Raw genomic sequence first — 16,629 nt, forward strand, 5'->3', positions numbered from 1 at the left:
TTGCTCTGCTTTTTCTTTCTCGCCCACGCCAAACTCGCAAACGTTGTCTGCTCCCCCACGCTCTTTCCTCCCGCCTCACCTTGTCGGTCTTTCTGCTCTTCGTTATTAGACGACTTGCTAGATGACTTGTTCAGAGATTCCTAAAATGTCACAAGCAATTTTTGCTTAAAGAGTCTGCGGGAAATTAATAGCACAAAGCCGGCAGGCTGGAAACTTTGGGCGAGTTTTTGGCAACGATTGGTCGGCAGGCTTCCGCCATGGCTGCATCAGCAGCTACCAGCACCGGCCAATTTTGCTGAATCAATCCCACTCACACTGTACCTAACAGCGCACATGCCTGACGGCTCGTGACACTATTTGGCAGACCACCACGGCTGCATGGCGGTAACGCCTACCAATTCGCGGTAAAACAGACCCAAACTACCTTTGCTCATGCAGCCAAGGACAACCCTAAGACTTGATAGAATGGAGAAATAAGCTAAGATATCAAGATTAAAGGATAAAGCTAAAAAATTCCTTCCTATGCCAAAAAATGCCCAAGGATTACTGTAAACTCTGTTTACAGAGTGAAGTGAAGTGAACGCTAGGATGATCGCAGCTGTGTGGATTTTATTCAATCGGGCAAAGTTACCGGGAGAACGTAGACGACCGTATTGGAATTACGAGAGCATTTACGATTTATCCCCATGTAATAACAATTGCTTCCAATTTCTCACTTTCGCCTTCTAAATTCACATGGTCCAGCTAGTCACACCACAAGTCTTAATCGGGTTTAATCTGGCGCTCCTGCTTGGCCTACTCGTCTATTTGACAGCCAAAGCCAAACAGCATCCCAATATAATCCATTTAGAACTCGGCCTCACGCCACTAATCCTTTTTCAATCCGGCGCCTATATATTTGGCCAGTCAACGGGATCGGTCTCTGCCGCAGCGTTGATTGCTTGTGGTATTCTGCTCACACCCTTAGCCTTTGTTCCACTGAGCCGCTGCCTCAGCCGCGCCAACGCCCTGCCCAGAGAACCTCTTTGGATTTTTTTCTACGCCGTTCAGTTGGTCCTGCTAGCGTTCGCATGTCGCGAAATTTTTGCAGGGCGAATGATCGAATGGGTCACAGGAATTCTAGACCAGCCAATCATTATGATTGGCAGCAACTGGCGCTATTACTTTGCGAACGTCGTGGGCTCGAACGTTCTCGCCCTGCTACTTTTTGACCGGACAATTCAGCAAGCGGGAAATTCTGAAAAGGAAAAACTCAAATATCTTTTCATCGCAATTCTCGGCCTCACAGCTTACTTTAGCTACTTGTCAGCCAACATTTTCCTGAGCTCTTATTTATCGCAATCGATGCTCAATAGCGGCGCGGCGGTAATCTTCTGCGCCCTCGTCCTACTCGCGTACAGCTTTTTTAGGTATCCATTATGGCATGTCAAGGTTGGCATCTCGCGCAACCTGGTGTTTGGGATGCTTTCTCTTAGTGCCGGCTTGTTTTACCTAGTGGTCTCCGGAAGCATCTTCGATGTTTTGCGAGTGACGCATCCGGTGGGATCTCCGGCGCTGCTACCTCTGATTGCTTTTGTCTTGGTGGGGCTTTTTCTAATTTTTTGGCTGTCGGCAGAAATTCGCATTAAGGTCCGCAGTTTCATCGCCAAGAACCTCTTTCGAAACAAGTATGACTATCGCGACCTGTGGATGAAGTTTTCCGACAAGTCGGGGGCTTCGCTAAATTTGCACGAGGCGCTGCCACGAGTTGCCGAACTGATCGCCGAGGCGATGTTCGTCAGACAAGTGGCGATTTGGCTTCGTTCACCGGCAACTGGCAATTTCCACCTAACCTACTGTCTCGATCCGGCCACGTCAGCGGAAGCAGACGCATCCACTCTCAAATTGGACAACTCGAAATTGGCCGACGACGAGAGCCAAATCTTTGCAATCGTTCATCCAGAAAATGCCGGCAAGGCCCAGCCAAGTCCGGTGGACAAAGCTGCGCAACTCGGTTTCCTTGGGATTGAGCACATGGCGCGCATCGAAAAAGGCCACGAGGTCCTGGCCCTCCTGGGAATTGGCCGAGAGCTGCGCGACGAGAAATTTTCCGCCGAAGATGAACAGCTGCTCACTAGCATCAGCAACCAGCTCGGCAATTTCCTTTCAACCCACAAGCTTTCCGAAGAGCTCCTGCGATCGCGTGAATGGGATTCATTTAACCGCTTTGCCTCCTTCATTCTGCACGATTTGAAAAACTTGGCGACACTGCAGGGCATGACGTTGGAGAACGCCAAGCATCTTAGCCACAACCCCAAATTCATGGAAGACGCATTCGCGACCTTTCACCAGACCACCGACAAGATGATCAATCTTATCGCCAGCCTGTCGGTTCAACGGGGCCAGCTGTCGCTCAAACAACAGCCGGTGAACATTCTCCAAGTGCTGTCGCAAACCTTCGACGACCTCAAAATCAACCAGCGCAACGGCGTGAAAATCAGCACTTCGTTTCCGGCGAACAAAACACCGATGATCTCCGGCGACCCGGAACTGCTCCAAAAAGCATTTACCAACTTGCTGCTCAATGCGATTCAAAGCCTACCCCAAGGTAAAGGCGCCGTGGAGGTGACCGTATCGGACGGTATGAGCGGCAGAGTCACCGCTGCCATTCGCGACACAAGCTGCGGCATCTCGCCCGAGAGGCTACAAAACCTATTTCGTCCATTTCAAACCACCAAGGAAAAAGGCCTGGGCATTGGACTATGCCACACTCGTTCGATCATTGAAGTCCATGGCGGCCAGATTCGCATTGAAAGCGAAGTCGATGCCGGAACCAAAGTCGAAGTCGATTTGCCGGTTGCGTAACGATTGCACATGAGAAAGGGAAGATAGCCGTGAAATCAAAAATCCTGTTGGTCGATGATGAGGAAAACATCCTCAAACAAATGCGCTGGGCTCTCGAGCCGGACTACGAAGTCTTCACCACTTCCGACGAGGGCGAAGCCATGACCATATTCGAGCAAGAGAAGCCGCCCGTCGTTACCCTGGACCTTTCGTTGAACCCGCAAAACCCCGCGGATCTGGGCGGTATGCGCTTGCTCGATCAAATGCTCTCCATGGCGCCGGTCACCCGCGCCATCGTCATCACCGGCAACAGTGACGATGTCAACGCCATGAACGCCGTGCGTCTCGGCGCTCTGGATTATTACGCCAAGCCGATTCGCCTGGAAGAACTAAAGGTAATGATCAGCCGGAAAATTACAACTCAAACGACGGGAGGTTATTTAACTTGAACGCATTAAAAACCAAACTGGAGAACCGCCAGGCCACCGCCGCAGTCATCGGGCTCGGCTACGTCGGGCTGCCGTTGGCGATGGAAATCGCCGCGGCGGGATTTCAGGTCATTGGCATCGATCTCGACCACAATAAGATTAACACGCTGAAACAAGGCAAGTCCTACATTCAGGACGTGCCGGAAAAAACCATTGCCGAAACGGTGCGCAGCGGCAAGTTTACGCCGACCTCCGATTTCAGCGCGCTGGCCAACGCCGACACAGTGAGCATTTGCGTACCCACGCCGCTGAGCAAGAGCCGCGATCCCGACATCTCGTTCATCCTTTCGGCCACCGAAGAGATTCGCAAATATCTTCACGCCGGCCAATTGATCGTCTTGGAGAGCACGACGTATCCAGGCACCACCGACGAGCTGATCGTGCCGGAACTCGAGACCACGGGACTGAAAGTCGGCAGCGACTTCTTCGTCGCCTTCTCACCGGAACGGATCGATCCTGGCAACGTCTCCTTCAACACCCACAATACGCCGAAGATCGTCGGCGGTATCACCGCCGACTGCACCGAGATCGCTAGACTGTTTTACTCGGCGTTCATCCAAAAGGTGATCCCGGTGAGCAGCACCAAGTGCGCCGAAATGGTCAAGCTGCTGGAAAACACTTTTCGCAGCGTCAACATCGGCATGGTCAATGAGTTGGCGATGATGTGCGATTTGCTTGGCGTCGACGTTTACGAAGTCATCGATGCCGCGGCGACCAAACCTTTCGGTTTCAGCGCCTTCTATCCGGGTCCGGGACTGGGCGGCCATTGCATTCCCATCGATCCCCATTACTTGGCGTGGAAACTCAAAGCGCTCAACTTTCAGGCCCGCTTCATCGGCCTCGCCGCCGAGATCAACGGCATGATGCCGTCGGTGGTCGCCACCATGGTGGCCGACGGTCTGAACCGCAACTCGAAAAGCATCCGCGGCTCGAAGATCATGATCCTCGGCGTCGCCTACAAGAGAGACGTCAGCGACTGCCGTGAGTCTCCTGCTCTCGACGTCATGCGCTTGCTCAGCGACAAAGGCGCGCTGCTTTCCTATAACGATCCGATGGTGCCAACACTGCGGCTTGGCGGCAGCGTGCTCAACTCCGTCGAGGCATCCGCGGCGGAGATCGCCAAACAAGACTGCGTGATCATCATCACCGATCACACGGTTTACAACGTCGAGCAGATCGTCGAAGCGGCGAAGCTAGTGATCGACACGAGAAATTCGACGAAACATTTGCATGGCTATAAAGATCGCATTATCAAATTGGGCGCCGGCAATAATGTGCCGTCGAGTTCCGCCCATGACGATGAGCATGACGTCATGCCGGCCCGTGCCGTCGCGCGTTGAACGCGATCATTGACATGAATTGATCGGCTCAAGTTGGACAATGCAAAAGGCCGGTTATCGCCATCCCAGGATGCAGCGATAGCCAGCCTTTTTGTTATTGAAGAATTAAAACCGATTGAAAGAATTAACCCGCGGCGTCACTTGCCGTGACAGCGTTTGTACTTCTTACCGCTGCCGCAGGGGCACGAATCGTTGCGGCCAACCTTTTCGTTGTCGCGCTTTTGCGGCGCCGTGGCGGCCGACGCGATGGGATCGCTACCATGGCTGAGTACCACTCGTTGCGGCCGCGGCTGTTCTACTTGAAGTTCGGGCGCGGCGCCCTCTCTGGCGATTTCAACGGTGAATAGCTTTTGTACGACGTCTTCTTGAACCCGCTGGTTCATCTCCTCGAACATGTCGTACCCTTCCTTCTGGTACTCTTGCAGCGGATTTTTTTGGCCGTAACCGCGCAGGCCGATGCCTTCTTTCAAATGATCCATATTGAGCAAGTGGTCTTTCCACAGGGTATCGATGGTCTGGAGCAAAATAATCTTTTCCAGCTGGCGCAGCATCGGCGCGCCGAAGCGCCGCTCCTTGTCGTCGTAGACCGCCACCGCGCGCTCAAGCGCCAGATCCGACAGCCCTTCCGGTCGCATCCCTTCGAGTTCCTCGCTCTTCAAATCCAAGCGCAAATTGAACTGGTGATTGAAACCTTCGCCGAGGCCCGCCAGATCCCAATCGCTCGGATGGCTTTCCTTGTCGGCGTAGCGGGCGACGACTTCTTCGACCAGCTGGGCGGTCATGTCGAACACTTCTTCTTTTAAATTTTCACCTTTGAGAAATTCGCGCCGCTTGCTGTAGATTACTTCGCGCTGCTTGTTGAGCACGTCGTCATATTCGAGCAAATGTTTGCGGATGTCGAAGTTGTGGCCTTCGACTTTCTTCTGGGCGTTTTCAATCGCCCGGGTAACCAAGCCGTGCTCGATGGGCTCGCCGTCCTCCATGCCGAGGCGCGCCATGATGCCTTGAATCCGGTCGGCGCCAAAGATGCGCATCAAATCGTCTTCCAGCGACAGATAAAAGCGCGACGAGCCGGGATCGCCCTGACGGCCTGCGCGGCCGCGCAACTGGTTATCGATGCGCCGGCTTTCGTGCCGCTCGGTGCCGAGAATATGCAGGCCGCCGGCGGCCACGACTTTTTCTTTTTCCTCGGCGCAAACCCGATTGTAGTTGGCCAAGATTTCGTCGAAGCGCTGGCGGTATTCGTCGGGAGCCTTGTCCAGTTGCTCGCGGATATCTTCGACCATGCGCAAATATTCTTGGCGCTTGGTTTCGTAAGTTTGCTGCGCCTGCTGAATCGCTTCTTCGTAGGGCGCGCGCACTTCCTCGCAGCGCAACTCGGCTTCATTGAAAGCCGCATGGGCCGCATCGTATTCGCGCACCATCGCAGCGTGCTCGCCATTGGCGAGCGCCTCGAGAGTGCTGGTGAATTCGAAATCGAGTAAACGCTGTTCATAGGAGCGGCGCTTCTCGTCGAGGACTTCCATCAAACCCTCGCGCTCGCCGCGCTGCTCTTGCCAGCGTTCCAGCGTCGCGCTGAAATCTTCCTTGGCTTCGGCGAACTCCGCGCCATTGCCATTTTGGGAATGGAACAGCGCGGTTTCAAAATCTTCCTTGGCGCGTAGATAGCCCATGGGTAGCGGCCGCAGATTGTGCAAAGCTTCGATTAGTTCGGTGGCGGAGATATCTTCATAGCGTTCCCGCGCCGCGAGAAAAGGCGAGACCGCGCGAAGTTCCCGTTGCAAGTCGGTGGTCCGTTTGAGCGCGTCGCCGCGCTGCCGCTCGAACGCTTCGCCGTCCTTGAGTCGTTTCTTCTCGGCGCGCTGCACCTCTTCGTCGTACTTCTCGCGCAACTCGCGTAGCGCGTCTTCGTAGCGCGCCGCGCCTTGGATCGGCAGCTTGGAGGCGCGGTTGATCCACTCATTCTCCATGTCCGAGCGCGAGAGAAACTCGGGATTGCCGCCGAGTAAAATATCCGTGCCGCGGCCCGCCATATTGGTGGCAATAGTGACCGCGTTAAATCGGCCCGCTTGGGCGATGATGCTCGCCTCAGCCTCGTGATTGACGGCGTTCAAAACGTTGTGCTTGACGTTCTTCTGCTTGAGTAGTCTCGATAGTTTTTCCGATTTGGCGACCGAAGTCGTGCCGACAAGAATCGGCTGGCCCTTCTTCGTTCTCTCTTCTATCTCCTGCACCACCGCCGCGTATTTTTCATTGTCGCTACGATAAACCACATCGGCCAGATCGTCGCGCACCATGCCGGCATTGGTCGGGATCACCGTGACATCCAGTTTGTAGATTTTTTTAAACTCCGGCGCTTCGGTATCGGCGGTGCCGGTCATGCCCGCCAACTTTTTGTACATGCGGAAATAATTTTGAATCGTGATCGTCGCCAGGGTCTGGTTTTCCTCGCGAATATGAACGCGCTCCTTGGCCTCCACCGCTTGATGCAGACCGTCGGACCAACGCCGCCCCGACATCAATCGGCCGGTGAACTCGTCGACGATGATCACCTCGCCTTCTTTGACGACGTAATCGACGTCGCGCTTGAAGATCGCATGGGCCTTAAGCGCCTGCTGCACATGGTGCAGCGTGTCGATCTGACGCGGATCGTAGAGATTGTGCACGCCGAGCAAACGCTCGACTTTGGCGACGCCGCCTTCGGTGAGCGTCACCGAACGGCTCTTCTCGTCGACGGTGTAATCGCCCTTGGCGTCGATGGCGGCGCGGTCTTCCTGGGACGGATCGCCTTGAATCACCGCGCCGCGCTGCAGTTTGGGAATGATCCGGTCGATGTTGTAATACTTGTCCGTCGATTCTTCCGCCGGGCCGGAGATGATCAGCGGCGTGCGCGCTTCGTCGATCAGAATGTTATCGACTTCGTCGACCACCGCGTAATTGAGTTCGCGCTGGACGTATTCTTCCAGCGAGTATTTCATATTGTCGCGCAGGTAATCGAAGCCGAATTCGTTGTTGGTGCCGTAGGTGATATCGGCGAGATAGGCTTCCTGGCGCGTGATCGGCCGCAGATTGAGAAAGCGATAATCCTTGGTCAGATAGGTCGGATCGAAGAGAAAACTGGTCTCATGAACGATCGACGCCGTGCGCAGTCCGAGCTTATGAAAGATCGGCCCCATCCACTGCACGTCGCGCCGGGCGAGATAATCGTTGACCGTGATCAAATGCACGCCGCGGCCGGTAAGCGCGTTCAAATAAAGCGGCAAAGTCGCGACTAAAGTTTTTCCCTCGCCGGTTTTCATCTCGGCGATCTTGCCTTCATGGAGCACCGCGCCGCCGATCATCTGCACGTCGAAATGACGCAGTCCGATCGACCGCCGCGAAGCCTCGCGCACCGCCGCGAACGCTTCCGGCAACAGTTCCTGTAGCGCCTGCTCCTCGGCCTCGCGCAGCTGCTTATCCAACTCTTCGCTTTGGGCCTTTTGGGTCTCGCGCTGTTCGGGGTCGGCAATGACCGCTTCGCCGTTGGCCGCTTCTAACTCACCGCGCAACGTCGCCGTCGCTTCGGCGATGCGGTTTTTAAACTCTTCGGTTTTAGCACGCAGCTGGTCGTCGGTGAGACCTTTGAACTCATCTTCCCATTTGTTGATTTCTTCAACATAGGGACGAATCCGCTTAATCTCGCGTTCGTTCTTAGTTCCGATAATGCCTTTGATAAAATCCCACATGCTTTTAATGAAATCCCACGCCCTGTGAAGTATCTCCGGCTTAGGCGGAGACGAAGACGTGATCCAGCGAAGTTTAGATAACGCTAAAATACACGATTTTTGCCGCAACTTAAAGGTGCAGGAAGGGTGAAGTGAGGACTATTTAGCGTTCGATCCGCACCGCCGATTCGACTTTCTCGCCTAAAAAGCGCCGGCCGACTTTGATGAAACGGTCCGGGGCGTCGGTGACGAAGAAGCTATGCGTCCCCTTCCCTGCTTTTCTTACAAGCGTGGCATTCTTCAACGCCGACTCCACCTCTTTAGCGGTCTCCTCGGCGGAGTCGACCAGACGAACCGTGGCGCCCATGAATTTGCGGATCGCCTTCTTGAGCAAAGGATAGTGCGTGCAGCCGAGGATCAATGTATCGATGCCGCTTTGCTTGAAGCTGGCGAGATAGGCTTTCACGGTCATCTCCACCACCGCGTTGTCGGTCCAGCCTTCTTCGACTAGTGGCACGAATAGCGGGCAGGCCCGGCTGTAAACCTCGATTTTCGAATCCGCTGCTTTGAGCGCGTGCGTATAAGCGCCGCTTTGAATCGTCGCTTCGGTGCCAATGACGCCGACTTTTTTATTCTTCGTGCTCTTGAGCGCCCGCCTGACACCGGGCTCGATGACGCCGATGACTGGAATCGATAAACTTTCTTGCAATCGCTTCAGCGCGATCGCCGTCGAGGTGTTGCAAGCGACGACGACGATTTTAACGCCCTTCTCGACGAGGAATTGGCTGTTCTCGAAGGAGTAGCGCAGCACGGTTTCCACCGACTTGGTGCCGTAGGGCGACCGCGCGGTGTCGCCCAAGTAAACGGTATTTTCTTTGGGCAAGGTTTCGATGATCTGATGCAGCACCGTCAAGCCGCCGATGCCGGAATCGAACACGCCGATGGCGCTGTCTTTGTTGCTCATACCCAACTGGACTCGGCGCCCGGCGCCATTTCATTGCCGAGATCTTTTTCGCACGCCGGCGCGAAACCGAAGACCTGTTGCCAAACTTCTTTAGACTCCATGCACAGATAAATTTTCACCGTCGGCGCTGCGCGGCGAATCCAGCCGACCATCTTGCGGTACATCTCGACGCGCAGCGGTTGAAAATAACGCAGCTTGCCGTCGGGGCAAATCACTTGCTCGCCGGTCAACAAGCGCGTGCGCGGAAATCTTTCGCGCATGGCGCGCTTCAACCCCGGCGTATTGCGCAGCACGCCCAAACTCAACCAGGACAGCTTGCGCCAGTCGATGGTCGCGAATAGCTCTTCGAGCATGTTTTTGTAGTCCGCTTCCCAGCCGGGATACTCGATCATCGGATCGAAATGAAATCCCAAGCGGTAGCCCACCTCCTGGCAACGGCGCGCAGCGATGAGCCGCTCTGAGAATGACGCCGTATCGGCTTCGTCCAAATCGATCACCCGCTGCGGATTCATCGACCAGGCAACCACGACACGGCCTTTGGGATCGAGCTTGAGTAAACTATCGACGCAATCGCTCTTGGTCTTCAGTTCGAGCAAGACGTTTGGCTGTTCGGCAAAGTATGGAATCAGCTCGCTGACCATGCCGGTGTACGGTTCCAGCGCCAAGCTGTCGGTGATCTCGCCGGTGCCGACGCGAAAAAACATGCCGCGATGTTTTTTTAAAACTTGATCCGCTTCGTCGATCAGCGCGCCGACGTTGCTGAAAACTTTGAGCTGGGAATTGTCGGCCAAGTATTCTTGTAAATAGCAGTAGCTGCAATCCATCGGGCAGTTGCTGGCGAAGTTGATGACGAAATAATTGCAGCACACTTGGCCGTCGCTGCCAGGACATTTTTTAAAAAACTCGCCTTTGTGTTCGGCGAGGAATAATTTTTTTTTGGCAGCACCGAAGCGATCCGCAGCAACGTTCGAACCGGCGGAAGCGATTTCGTCGACCACCGTAAACGGCACATCGGCCAGCGATTGGCGCAGGTTGCGATAGATCGGACTGCCGAGCGAACTGCGCTCGACGATCACTTCTTCAGGTTGATAGAGTTTCATAGAAACTTGTCGTTACTTCTTTGCCTGCCCTGCCAACAGCGAAAAAATTTCCGCCGGCAGTGTCTTCTCCGCGGCTTGAGATAATTTCTCCGCCAAACGTTTGAACTCGGTAACATTGACCGCGCTAAACTCGACGCGCAGATTGCCGCCTTCCAATCCCGGCGCCACGCTCAAGCGAATTTCCGGCGCCAGTTTTAACTCCTGAATCTTGGCGCGAATCGCATCTTCGGTCTCCGCCAAGCGCGGGTAGCGCAAGCGCCGAATATGCTCTTTGATGCGCTTGAGCCTGTCCGCGCGGCCCAGCCGCGGATCGGTCGCGATATCGTCGACGACTTTCGCGTTCAAGAGCGATTGAATGCTCACGCCATCGCGCAAAGCCACTTCTTCAAGCCAGTCCATCAAATCGCGCAGATGATTCTCGCCGATCTTGAGGGCTAAAGCGAGCCGTTCGAGAGCTTCGCCATCGGCGCTGCCCCAGCCCAGCCAACGCTCAAGCGTCTGCGGGTGAAAGCTCTTGGCCGCCGCGTAGCCGCGTATTGCCGATTCCGCCATCGTGATTAAGCAGGCTCTCCGTTAAAATATTTTCGTAGTCCTGGGCTTCAGCGAGTTTGCCGCGCTTGCGCGCGCCGTCGGCCAAGACCGCCACTTTGCGCCGTAGAACATCCAACGTCGCAATCCGTCGCCCATCGTCGAGTCCCGAACGCAAAAGTTTTTGCAGCGCCAGAACCCGGTAGCGATCCATGCCCCAAATTGAATGCGACAATTGATCGGCGTGGCCGCCGCGCTTGACCACTAGCGGCTCGTCGATCATCGCCACGGGATAATCCCGCGCGATGCGCAGCCACAAGTCATAGTCTTCACAGACCGGAAACGTTTCGTCGAACCCGCCGACCTGCTCAAATAGTTCGCGCGTGAGCAGCACCGCCGACGGGCTCACCAAGCAAAGCTCCAAGCTCGACAAAAAAATATCGCCGGAGGGTTTGCGATGTTTAGCCTTGGGATTGACCCTGACGCCGTTACGAATCCAGATTTCTTCGTTCTGGCAGATTTGCACGCTCGGATTACGCTCCATGAACGCGGTTTGGATCGCCAATTTGTTCGCTAGCCAAAGATCGTCCGAGTCGAGAAATGCCAGATAACGTCCGCGCGCCTGGCGAACAGCCAAATTGCGCGCCGCCGACACACCGCGATTGGCCTGAGTCAACAAAAGCAATCGTGATCCGAAGCGCGCTAACTGCGTCGCAGTATCGTCGGTCGAACCGTCATCGACGACGATTAGCTCATAGTCGGAAAAGCTCTGGGCCAAGACGGATTCGATCGCCGCCCCGACCATTGGCCAACGGTTAAAAGTCGGAATGATAACGCTTACGATTGGCGACACGAGAAAGCTCAAAGCATATCCATATGCAAGTTCCGTCACTCCCGCGACGACGGGAATCCAGGGACGGACGGACATCCTTCGATCGACTCAGGACAGGCTTCGGTCCACCCCTACCGGGAATGACGATTCACCACGTATTAAATAAAAGATTCCACTTTTTTGAAAAACTGCTCGGCCATCATCTTCGCCACGCCGTTAAGCATGCGCTGGCCGACGCTGGCGATCAGCCCGCCGATCTTCGGTTCGGTGCTGTATTTAAGCAGCGTCTGGCCGTTGCTCTCTTCGAGATCGATGGCGACATCGCCCTGCATGAAGCCCGGCCCACCGGAACCTTCACCACTCAAGACATAATGAGCCGGCGCCTGTTTGTCTTTGATCGCGACTTTTCCTTTGTACGTTCCTTTGACCGAAGCGACGCCGACCTTCATCACCGTTTCATATTTGTCCGGCGCTACCTCGTTCATACTTTCGCAGCCCGGCATGCATTGCGCCATGATCTTGGGATCGAGTAAAACCTGCCAAACCCGCTCCCGGCTCGCGTTAAAAGTATAACTGCCTTCGATCTTCAAGAAAATCTGCCTCCCGTTTTGTCGACTCGGAATTGGCGAAAACCATAACGTTCATCCAGTGAAAAAACAACTAGCTAATTTTCACCGCAATTTCGCTTTTGCCATTGAATCCCCACCGGCGCGTAGCTAAACTCCAGCCAACCAATGGTTTCTTCTACTCGTTTAGTCGCGCTGCTCGCCTTCTTATTCGGATTCGTACAATCCCCGTTCGCCCAGAACGGCCAGAGCAACGACGCGCGCGAACTTTTCGCCAAAGCTTATCAACTTTACGCCAATGGCAAACCGGCCCGGGCTAAAGAGCTACTGCAAAAAACCGTCGAGACAAGCTATCGCCTCGCCGACTACAGTCTCTACTATTTGGCGCGCATCGCCGTCGACGAAAAAAACGCCGCCCAAGCGCGCGAATATTTAACCCAGCTGCGCCAGCGTTTTCCGCATAGCATTTGGCACCACCCGGCAACGCTGCTACGGGCGAAAAGCGACATCGCGGAAAAAAATTTCGCCGCCGCCACGGAAACACTGCGCCAACTGCGCGCCAACAAGTCGGTGTCCCGCGACATTATTGACGAAGCGCACTTTCTCCAAGGACAAATTCACGAAGCCCAAGGAGACTTCGACCGCGCCTTCGCGCGCTACCGGGAACTTCGAAACAGCTCGCCGGGCTCGCGCTGGGCGACGGCGGCGCGCAAAGAGCAGACGCGGCTGCGCGGGCAATTCGCCGAGCGCTTCGCGCTCAATACGGTCGAAGCCCAAGCCGATGAAGCCGATCGGCTGGCGCGCGAGCGGCAAACTCACGACGCCCAAGAGTTTTATAAAAAAATTCTCGACCGCGTCAGCGATCCCAACGAGCGCTTAAGTTATCTCGTCAAGCTGGCCGCGCTCCATCTTTCCAGCGGCGGCAGAAACGAAGCGCTGCCAACCTTGGAACAGATCGCCAGGGATTATCCCGACCACGCCGAAGCGCCCAAAGCGCTCTATCAGATCGGCCAGATTTACTGGAACCGCCACGACAACGCGCGCGCCTTCGACTATTTTCACAGTCTCTTGGAAAAATATCCGGCCAGCGGCTTCGTCGACCGGGCGCAGTACGCCAGCGCCGACATCCATGAATACTTCGGCCGCAATGACGACGCGGTGAAACTTTACCGCAACGTGCTCAAGCAGTTTCCCCATAGCCAAGTGCGCGACGACGCTACCTGGCGGCTCGCCTGGCTTTACTACCGAAGCGGCGAACTACCAATGGCCCAAGAAACTTTTCGCGCTTTGATGGCGCAATCGCGCAACGGCCCCTTCTTCACCGCATCCATATACTGGCAAGCGCGCATCGCCGAGAAACTGAACGATGGCGAATCGGCCAAACAGCTGCTGCTGCGCATCGTCAACGGCGGTGAAGAGTCCTACTATCAAGCGCTGTCACTGCGCGGCCTGGAACGACTCGGCACGCCCATGGCGGAAAGCAAGATAGCCCGGCCGCAGAGCAACAAAGAACCCGACCCGAGCCTCGATGCCGAAGCGAGCTTTCATCTGAGCCGCGCGCGCGAACTCGGCGAGCTGTCGTTGCATAACCTGGCGCTGGCCGAGTTGGACGCCATCAGCCGGCGCGCCAACGCTAAGAATCGCTGGCAGCCGTTGCTCATGCGCGAATATTTTCTCAACCAAGCCTACGGCCGCAGCCTATCGCTGGCGAGCCAGCTGCCGGTGATCCAAGGCGAACGCAATTACTATCGCTATCCCCTCGCCTATTGGGATTCGGTGCGGGGCAAAACTCAAGAGCGCGGCGTCGATCCCTACTTAGTTTTGGCATTGATCCGTCAGGAGAGTTTGTTCAACACCCGCGCCCGCTCGCCGGCCGCGGCCTTTGGTTTGATGCAGCTGATTCTGCCGACCGCGAGCCGAGTCGCCCAGCAAATCGGCCTGCCGGCGCCGAGTCCGGAAAAACTCTTCGATCCGGAGCTGAATCTCACGCTGGGCACCCAGTATTTGAAAGATCTGCTCGATCGCTACGGCAACAACTGGTTCAAAGCGATCGCCGCTTACAACGCCGGCGAAACCGCGGTGGACCGCTGGGAAAAAGAAATCGTCACCGATGACATCGAAGAATTCGTCGAACGCATTCCCTATGTCGAAACCCGCGGCTACGTAAAACTAGTCCTGCGCAATCACCGCATTTACAAACGGCTCTACGAACCGACCCAATGAAAAAAAACCATTTACCTATCATCGGCATCAGCGCCGACTTCGCCGAAGGCGATCGCAAAACTAAACTTGAACCGACGCTGTTCTTAGCCCAACGCTACTACCGCGCCGTCGAACAAGCCGGCGCTTTGCCAATCATCCTGCCGCAACTAAGTTCGGCCACGATGATCCGCCAAGCGCTGGATCGACTCGACGGCCTGATCGTCAGCGGCGGCGGCTTTGACATTCACCCGAGCTACTACGGCGAAAAGCCACTCAAGCAACTCGGCATGATTAAAACCGAGCGCACCGAGTTCGAATTGACGATTGCCGCCGCGGCGCTCAAACAAGACTTGCCGCTGCTCGGCATCTGCGGCGGCGAACAAGCGTTGAACGTCGTGCTCGGCGGCTCGCTCTACCAAGACATCGGAGCGCAAGTAGCGAATGCCATGAATCATGAGCAAAGCGAGAAAAAATCCTACGGCGGTCACTCGGTAACAATCGCCAGCGGCACGCGGCTCAGTGCCATCGTTCAGCACCGACGCATCGAGGTCAACACTACCCATCATCAAGCGGTCAAACGTCTCGGCAAAGGCCTGATCGCCAACGCTGTGGCTGACGACGGCATCGTCGAAGCGATCGAAAGCACCCGCCACCGTTTCGCCATCGGCGTGCAATGGCATCCCGAAGTTCTCGCGCCAAGGCGAATCGATCAACGACGCATCTTCGCCGCTTTCGTCACGGCTGCCAAACGAACGGTTTGATTTACCACGAAGGCACGAAGGGCACGAAGATTTCGAGAATTACATTCCTAACTTCGTGATCTTTGCGCCTTCGTGGTGAAAATAATTTTCCAACCAAGCATCTGCGATTGAAATTTCCCGCCCACTGGGGCAAAAGCAATCTGGATCAGGAGGCAATCAACATGGTTAACAAAACCGGCGGCGATGTATTCGATCCACAACAATCCGAAAGCTTGCTTTATCCCGCCAAGGGCTTGCCGGGCGGCGGACAGCTGGAAGTACGCATGGAAGTGTCGGCGGATCATCCCGATCCCGACGTCCGCGGCGTGGCGCGCAGGGTCAAGTTTTTCAATCTCGAAAGCTGGCACAAAGAGTGGACCGAAGTGGCGCAGAAAAACCAAGAGCTGGCGGCCGGCTTCGAGCAGGACAATCGCAAACAGACCGCCCATGAATTTTACCTGCGCGCCGCCGACTTCTACCGCCGCGCCGTAGTGTACATGGCTGAAACCGATCCGCGCATGTTACCGACCTACAAAAAATTAGAAGAAAACTTCACCAAAGCTTGGAGCCAAGTCACACCGCCGTTTGAACAAGTGGAAATCCCCTACGAAGGCCACAAACTCCCAGCGCTGTTCTGGCCCGGGCGCGGCAAAGCCGGCAGCAAATTGCCAGTTGCTTACAATTACGGCGGCGCCGACGGCATCCTGCTGCGCGGCGAAGATGGCGGCGCGGGACAATACACGCGGCGCGGCATGCACTTCATCGACGTCGACGGCCCCGGCCACGGCGGCACGCTGCGCCATCACAAACTCTACGCGCCGCCCGACTCCGATCGCGTCGCCAAGGCGGTGATCGATTATCTGATCTCCCGCATCGATGTCGATGCCAGTAGAATCGGCCTGCACGGCTCGAGCATGGGCGGCTACTCCGGCCCGCGCGCTGCCACGGTGGAGAAAAGAATCAAAGCCGTCGCGGTGTGGAGCGGCGCGTACAATCTGGTCGATGACATCTTCGACTATTATCCGCCGATCCAAGACCGCTTGCGCTGGCTCATGGGTGCCAAAGATCTCAATGCGGCACGGGAACGAATGAAAGAGTTCAGCCTCATCGGTCGCGCCGACAAGATCGAATGCCCGCTGCTGGTCGGCTACAGCATCGACGACCGCGTCATGGACCCGCGCGGCGCGCTCAATCTCTACAACAACGCCGTCAACTCCCCCGACCGCACCATGCTCGACGGCGTCGGCCACGGGCAGAAAAAATTCGAGCGTCGGACCTACATCGCTGATTGGTTTATGAAGCAATTGCAGGCAGGATGAGACGATGAAAATAGGCAGCAGGC

The 16,629-nt window shown here is 55.7% G+C and carries 12 protein-coding genes; 6 read left to right on the forward strand and 6 right to left on the reverse strand.

All coding sequences use genetic code 11. From position 1 onward, the window contains the following. The first annotated feature begins 735 nt into the window (after nt 1–735). From EXR70_10720 to EXR70_10730, 3 genes are all read left to right on the forward strand, one after another. Nucleotides 736–2,844, forward strand: coding sequence for a hypothetical protein (locus EXR70_10720; protein MSP38951.1), 2,109 nt, complete (start codon nt 736–738; stop codon nt 2,842–2,844). Nucleotides 2,845–2,873: 29 nt separating this feature from the next. Further along, nucleotides 2,874–3,272, forward strand: coding sequence for a response regulator (locus EXR70_10725; GenBank protein MSP38952.1), 399 nt, complete (start codon nt 2,874–2,876; stop codon nt 3,270–3,272). Nucleotides 3,273–3,352: 80 nt separating this feature from the next. Beyond that, nucleotides 3,353–4,651 carry a nucleotide sugar dehydrogenase gene (locus tag EXR70_10730; protein MSP38953.1) on the forward strand — a complete coding sequence of 433 codons (1,299 nt, stop codon included), beginning with the start codon at nt 3,353–3,355 and terminating at the stop codon, nt 4,649–4,651. 137 nt (nt 4,652–4,788) lie between these two features. Here EXR70_10730 and secA read toward each other — a convergent pair whose 3' ends face one another. From secA to EXR70_10760, 6 genes are all read right to left on the reverse strand, one after another. After that, the gene (gene secA / locus EXR70_10735) at nt 4,789–8,376 is read right to left on the reverse strand and encodes a preprotein translocase subunit SecA (protein ID MSP38954.1); all 3,588 of its coding nucleotides are present in this window, start codon (nt 8,374–8,376) and stop codon (nt 4,789–4,791) included. A 142-nt stretch (nt 8,377–8,518) separates the two neighbouring features. Continuing rightward, nucleotides 8,519–9,319: a glutamate racemase gene (locus EXR70_10740; protein ID MSP38955.1), complete on the reverse strand. Its 801-nt coding sequence runs from the start codon at nt 9,317–9,319 to the stop codon at nt 8,519–8,521. Then, nucleotides 9,316–10,419 (reverse strand): radical SAM protein, encoded by a 1,104-nt coding sequence (locus EXR70_10745; protein MSP38956.1) that lies wholly within the window; start codon nt 10,417–10,419, stop codon nt 9,316–9,318. The genes EXR70_10740 and EXR70_10745 overlap by 4 nt, the downstream gene beginning before the upstream one ends. Before the next feature lie 12 nt (nt 10,420–10,431). Continuing rightward, entirely contained in the window at nt 10,432–10,971 is a 540-nt protein-coding gene (locus EXR70_10750) for a hypothetical protein (GenBank protein MSP38957.1), read from the reverse strand. Further along, nucleotides 10,910–11,875 (reverse strand): glycosyltransferase family 2 protein, encoded by a 966-nt coding sequence (locus EXR70_10755; GenBank protein MSP38958.1) that lies wholly within the window; start codon nt 11,873–11,875, stop codon nt 10,910–10,912. The genes EXR70_10750 and EXR70_10755 overlap by 62 nt, the downstream gene beginning before the upstream one ends. A gap of 62 nt (nt 11,876–11,937) precedes the next feature. Further along, complete coding sequence (locus EXR70_10760; protein MSP38959.1) at nt 11,938–12,402, reverse strand: carbon monoxide dehydrogenase; 465 nt, start codon at nt 12,400–12,402, stop codon at nt 11,938–11,940. A gap of 111 nt (nt 12,403–12,513) precedes the next feature. On the opposite strand from EXR70_10760, the gene EXR70_10765 reads away from it, so the two are divergent. From EXR70_10765 to EXR70_10775, 3 genes are all read left to right on the forward strand, one after another. Continuing rightward, the gene (locus tag EXR70_10765; protein ID MSP38960.1) at nt 12,514–14,568 is read left to right on the forward strand and encodes a tetratricopeptide repeat protein; all 2,055 of its coding nucleotides are present in this window, start codon (nt 12,514–12,516) and stop codon (nt 14,566–14,568) included. After that, nucleotides 14,565–15,308: a gamma-glutamyl-gamma-aminobutyrate hydrolase family protein gene (locus tag EXR70_10770; GenBank protein MSP38961.1), complete on the forward strand. Its 744-nt coding sequence runs from the start codon at nt 14,565–14,567 to the stop codon at nt 15,306–15,308. Before EXR70_10765 ends, EXR70_10770 begins: the two co-directional genes overlap by 4 nt. 161 nt (nt 15,309–15,469) lie before the next feature. After that, nucleotides 15,470–16,606: an alpha/beta hydrolase gene (locus EXR70_10775; protein MSP38962.1), complete on the forward strand. Its 1,137-nt coding sequence runs from the start codon at nt 15,470–15,472 to the stop codon at nt 16,604–16,606. Nucleotides 16,607–16,629: the final 23 nt, after the last annotated feature.

It is taken from the genome of Deltaproteobacteria bacterium (assembly GCA_009692615.1).
Lineage (GTDB): Bacteria > Desulfobacterota > Binatia > UBA9968 > UBA9968 > DP-20.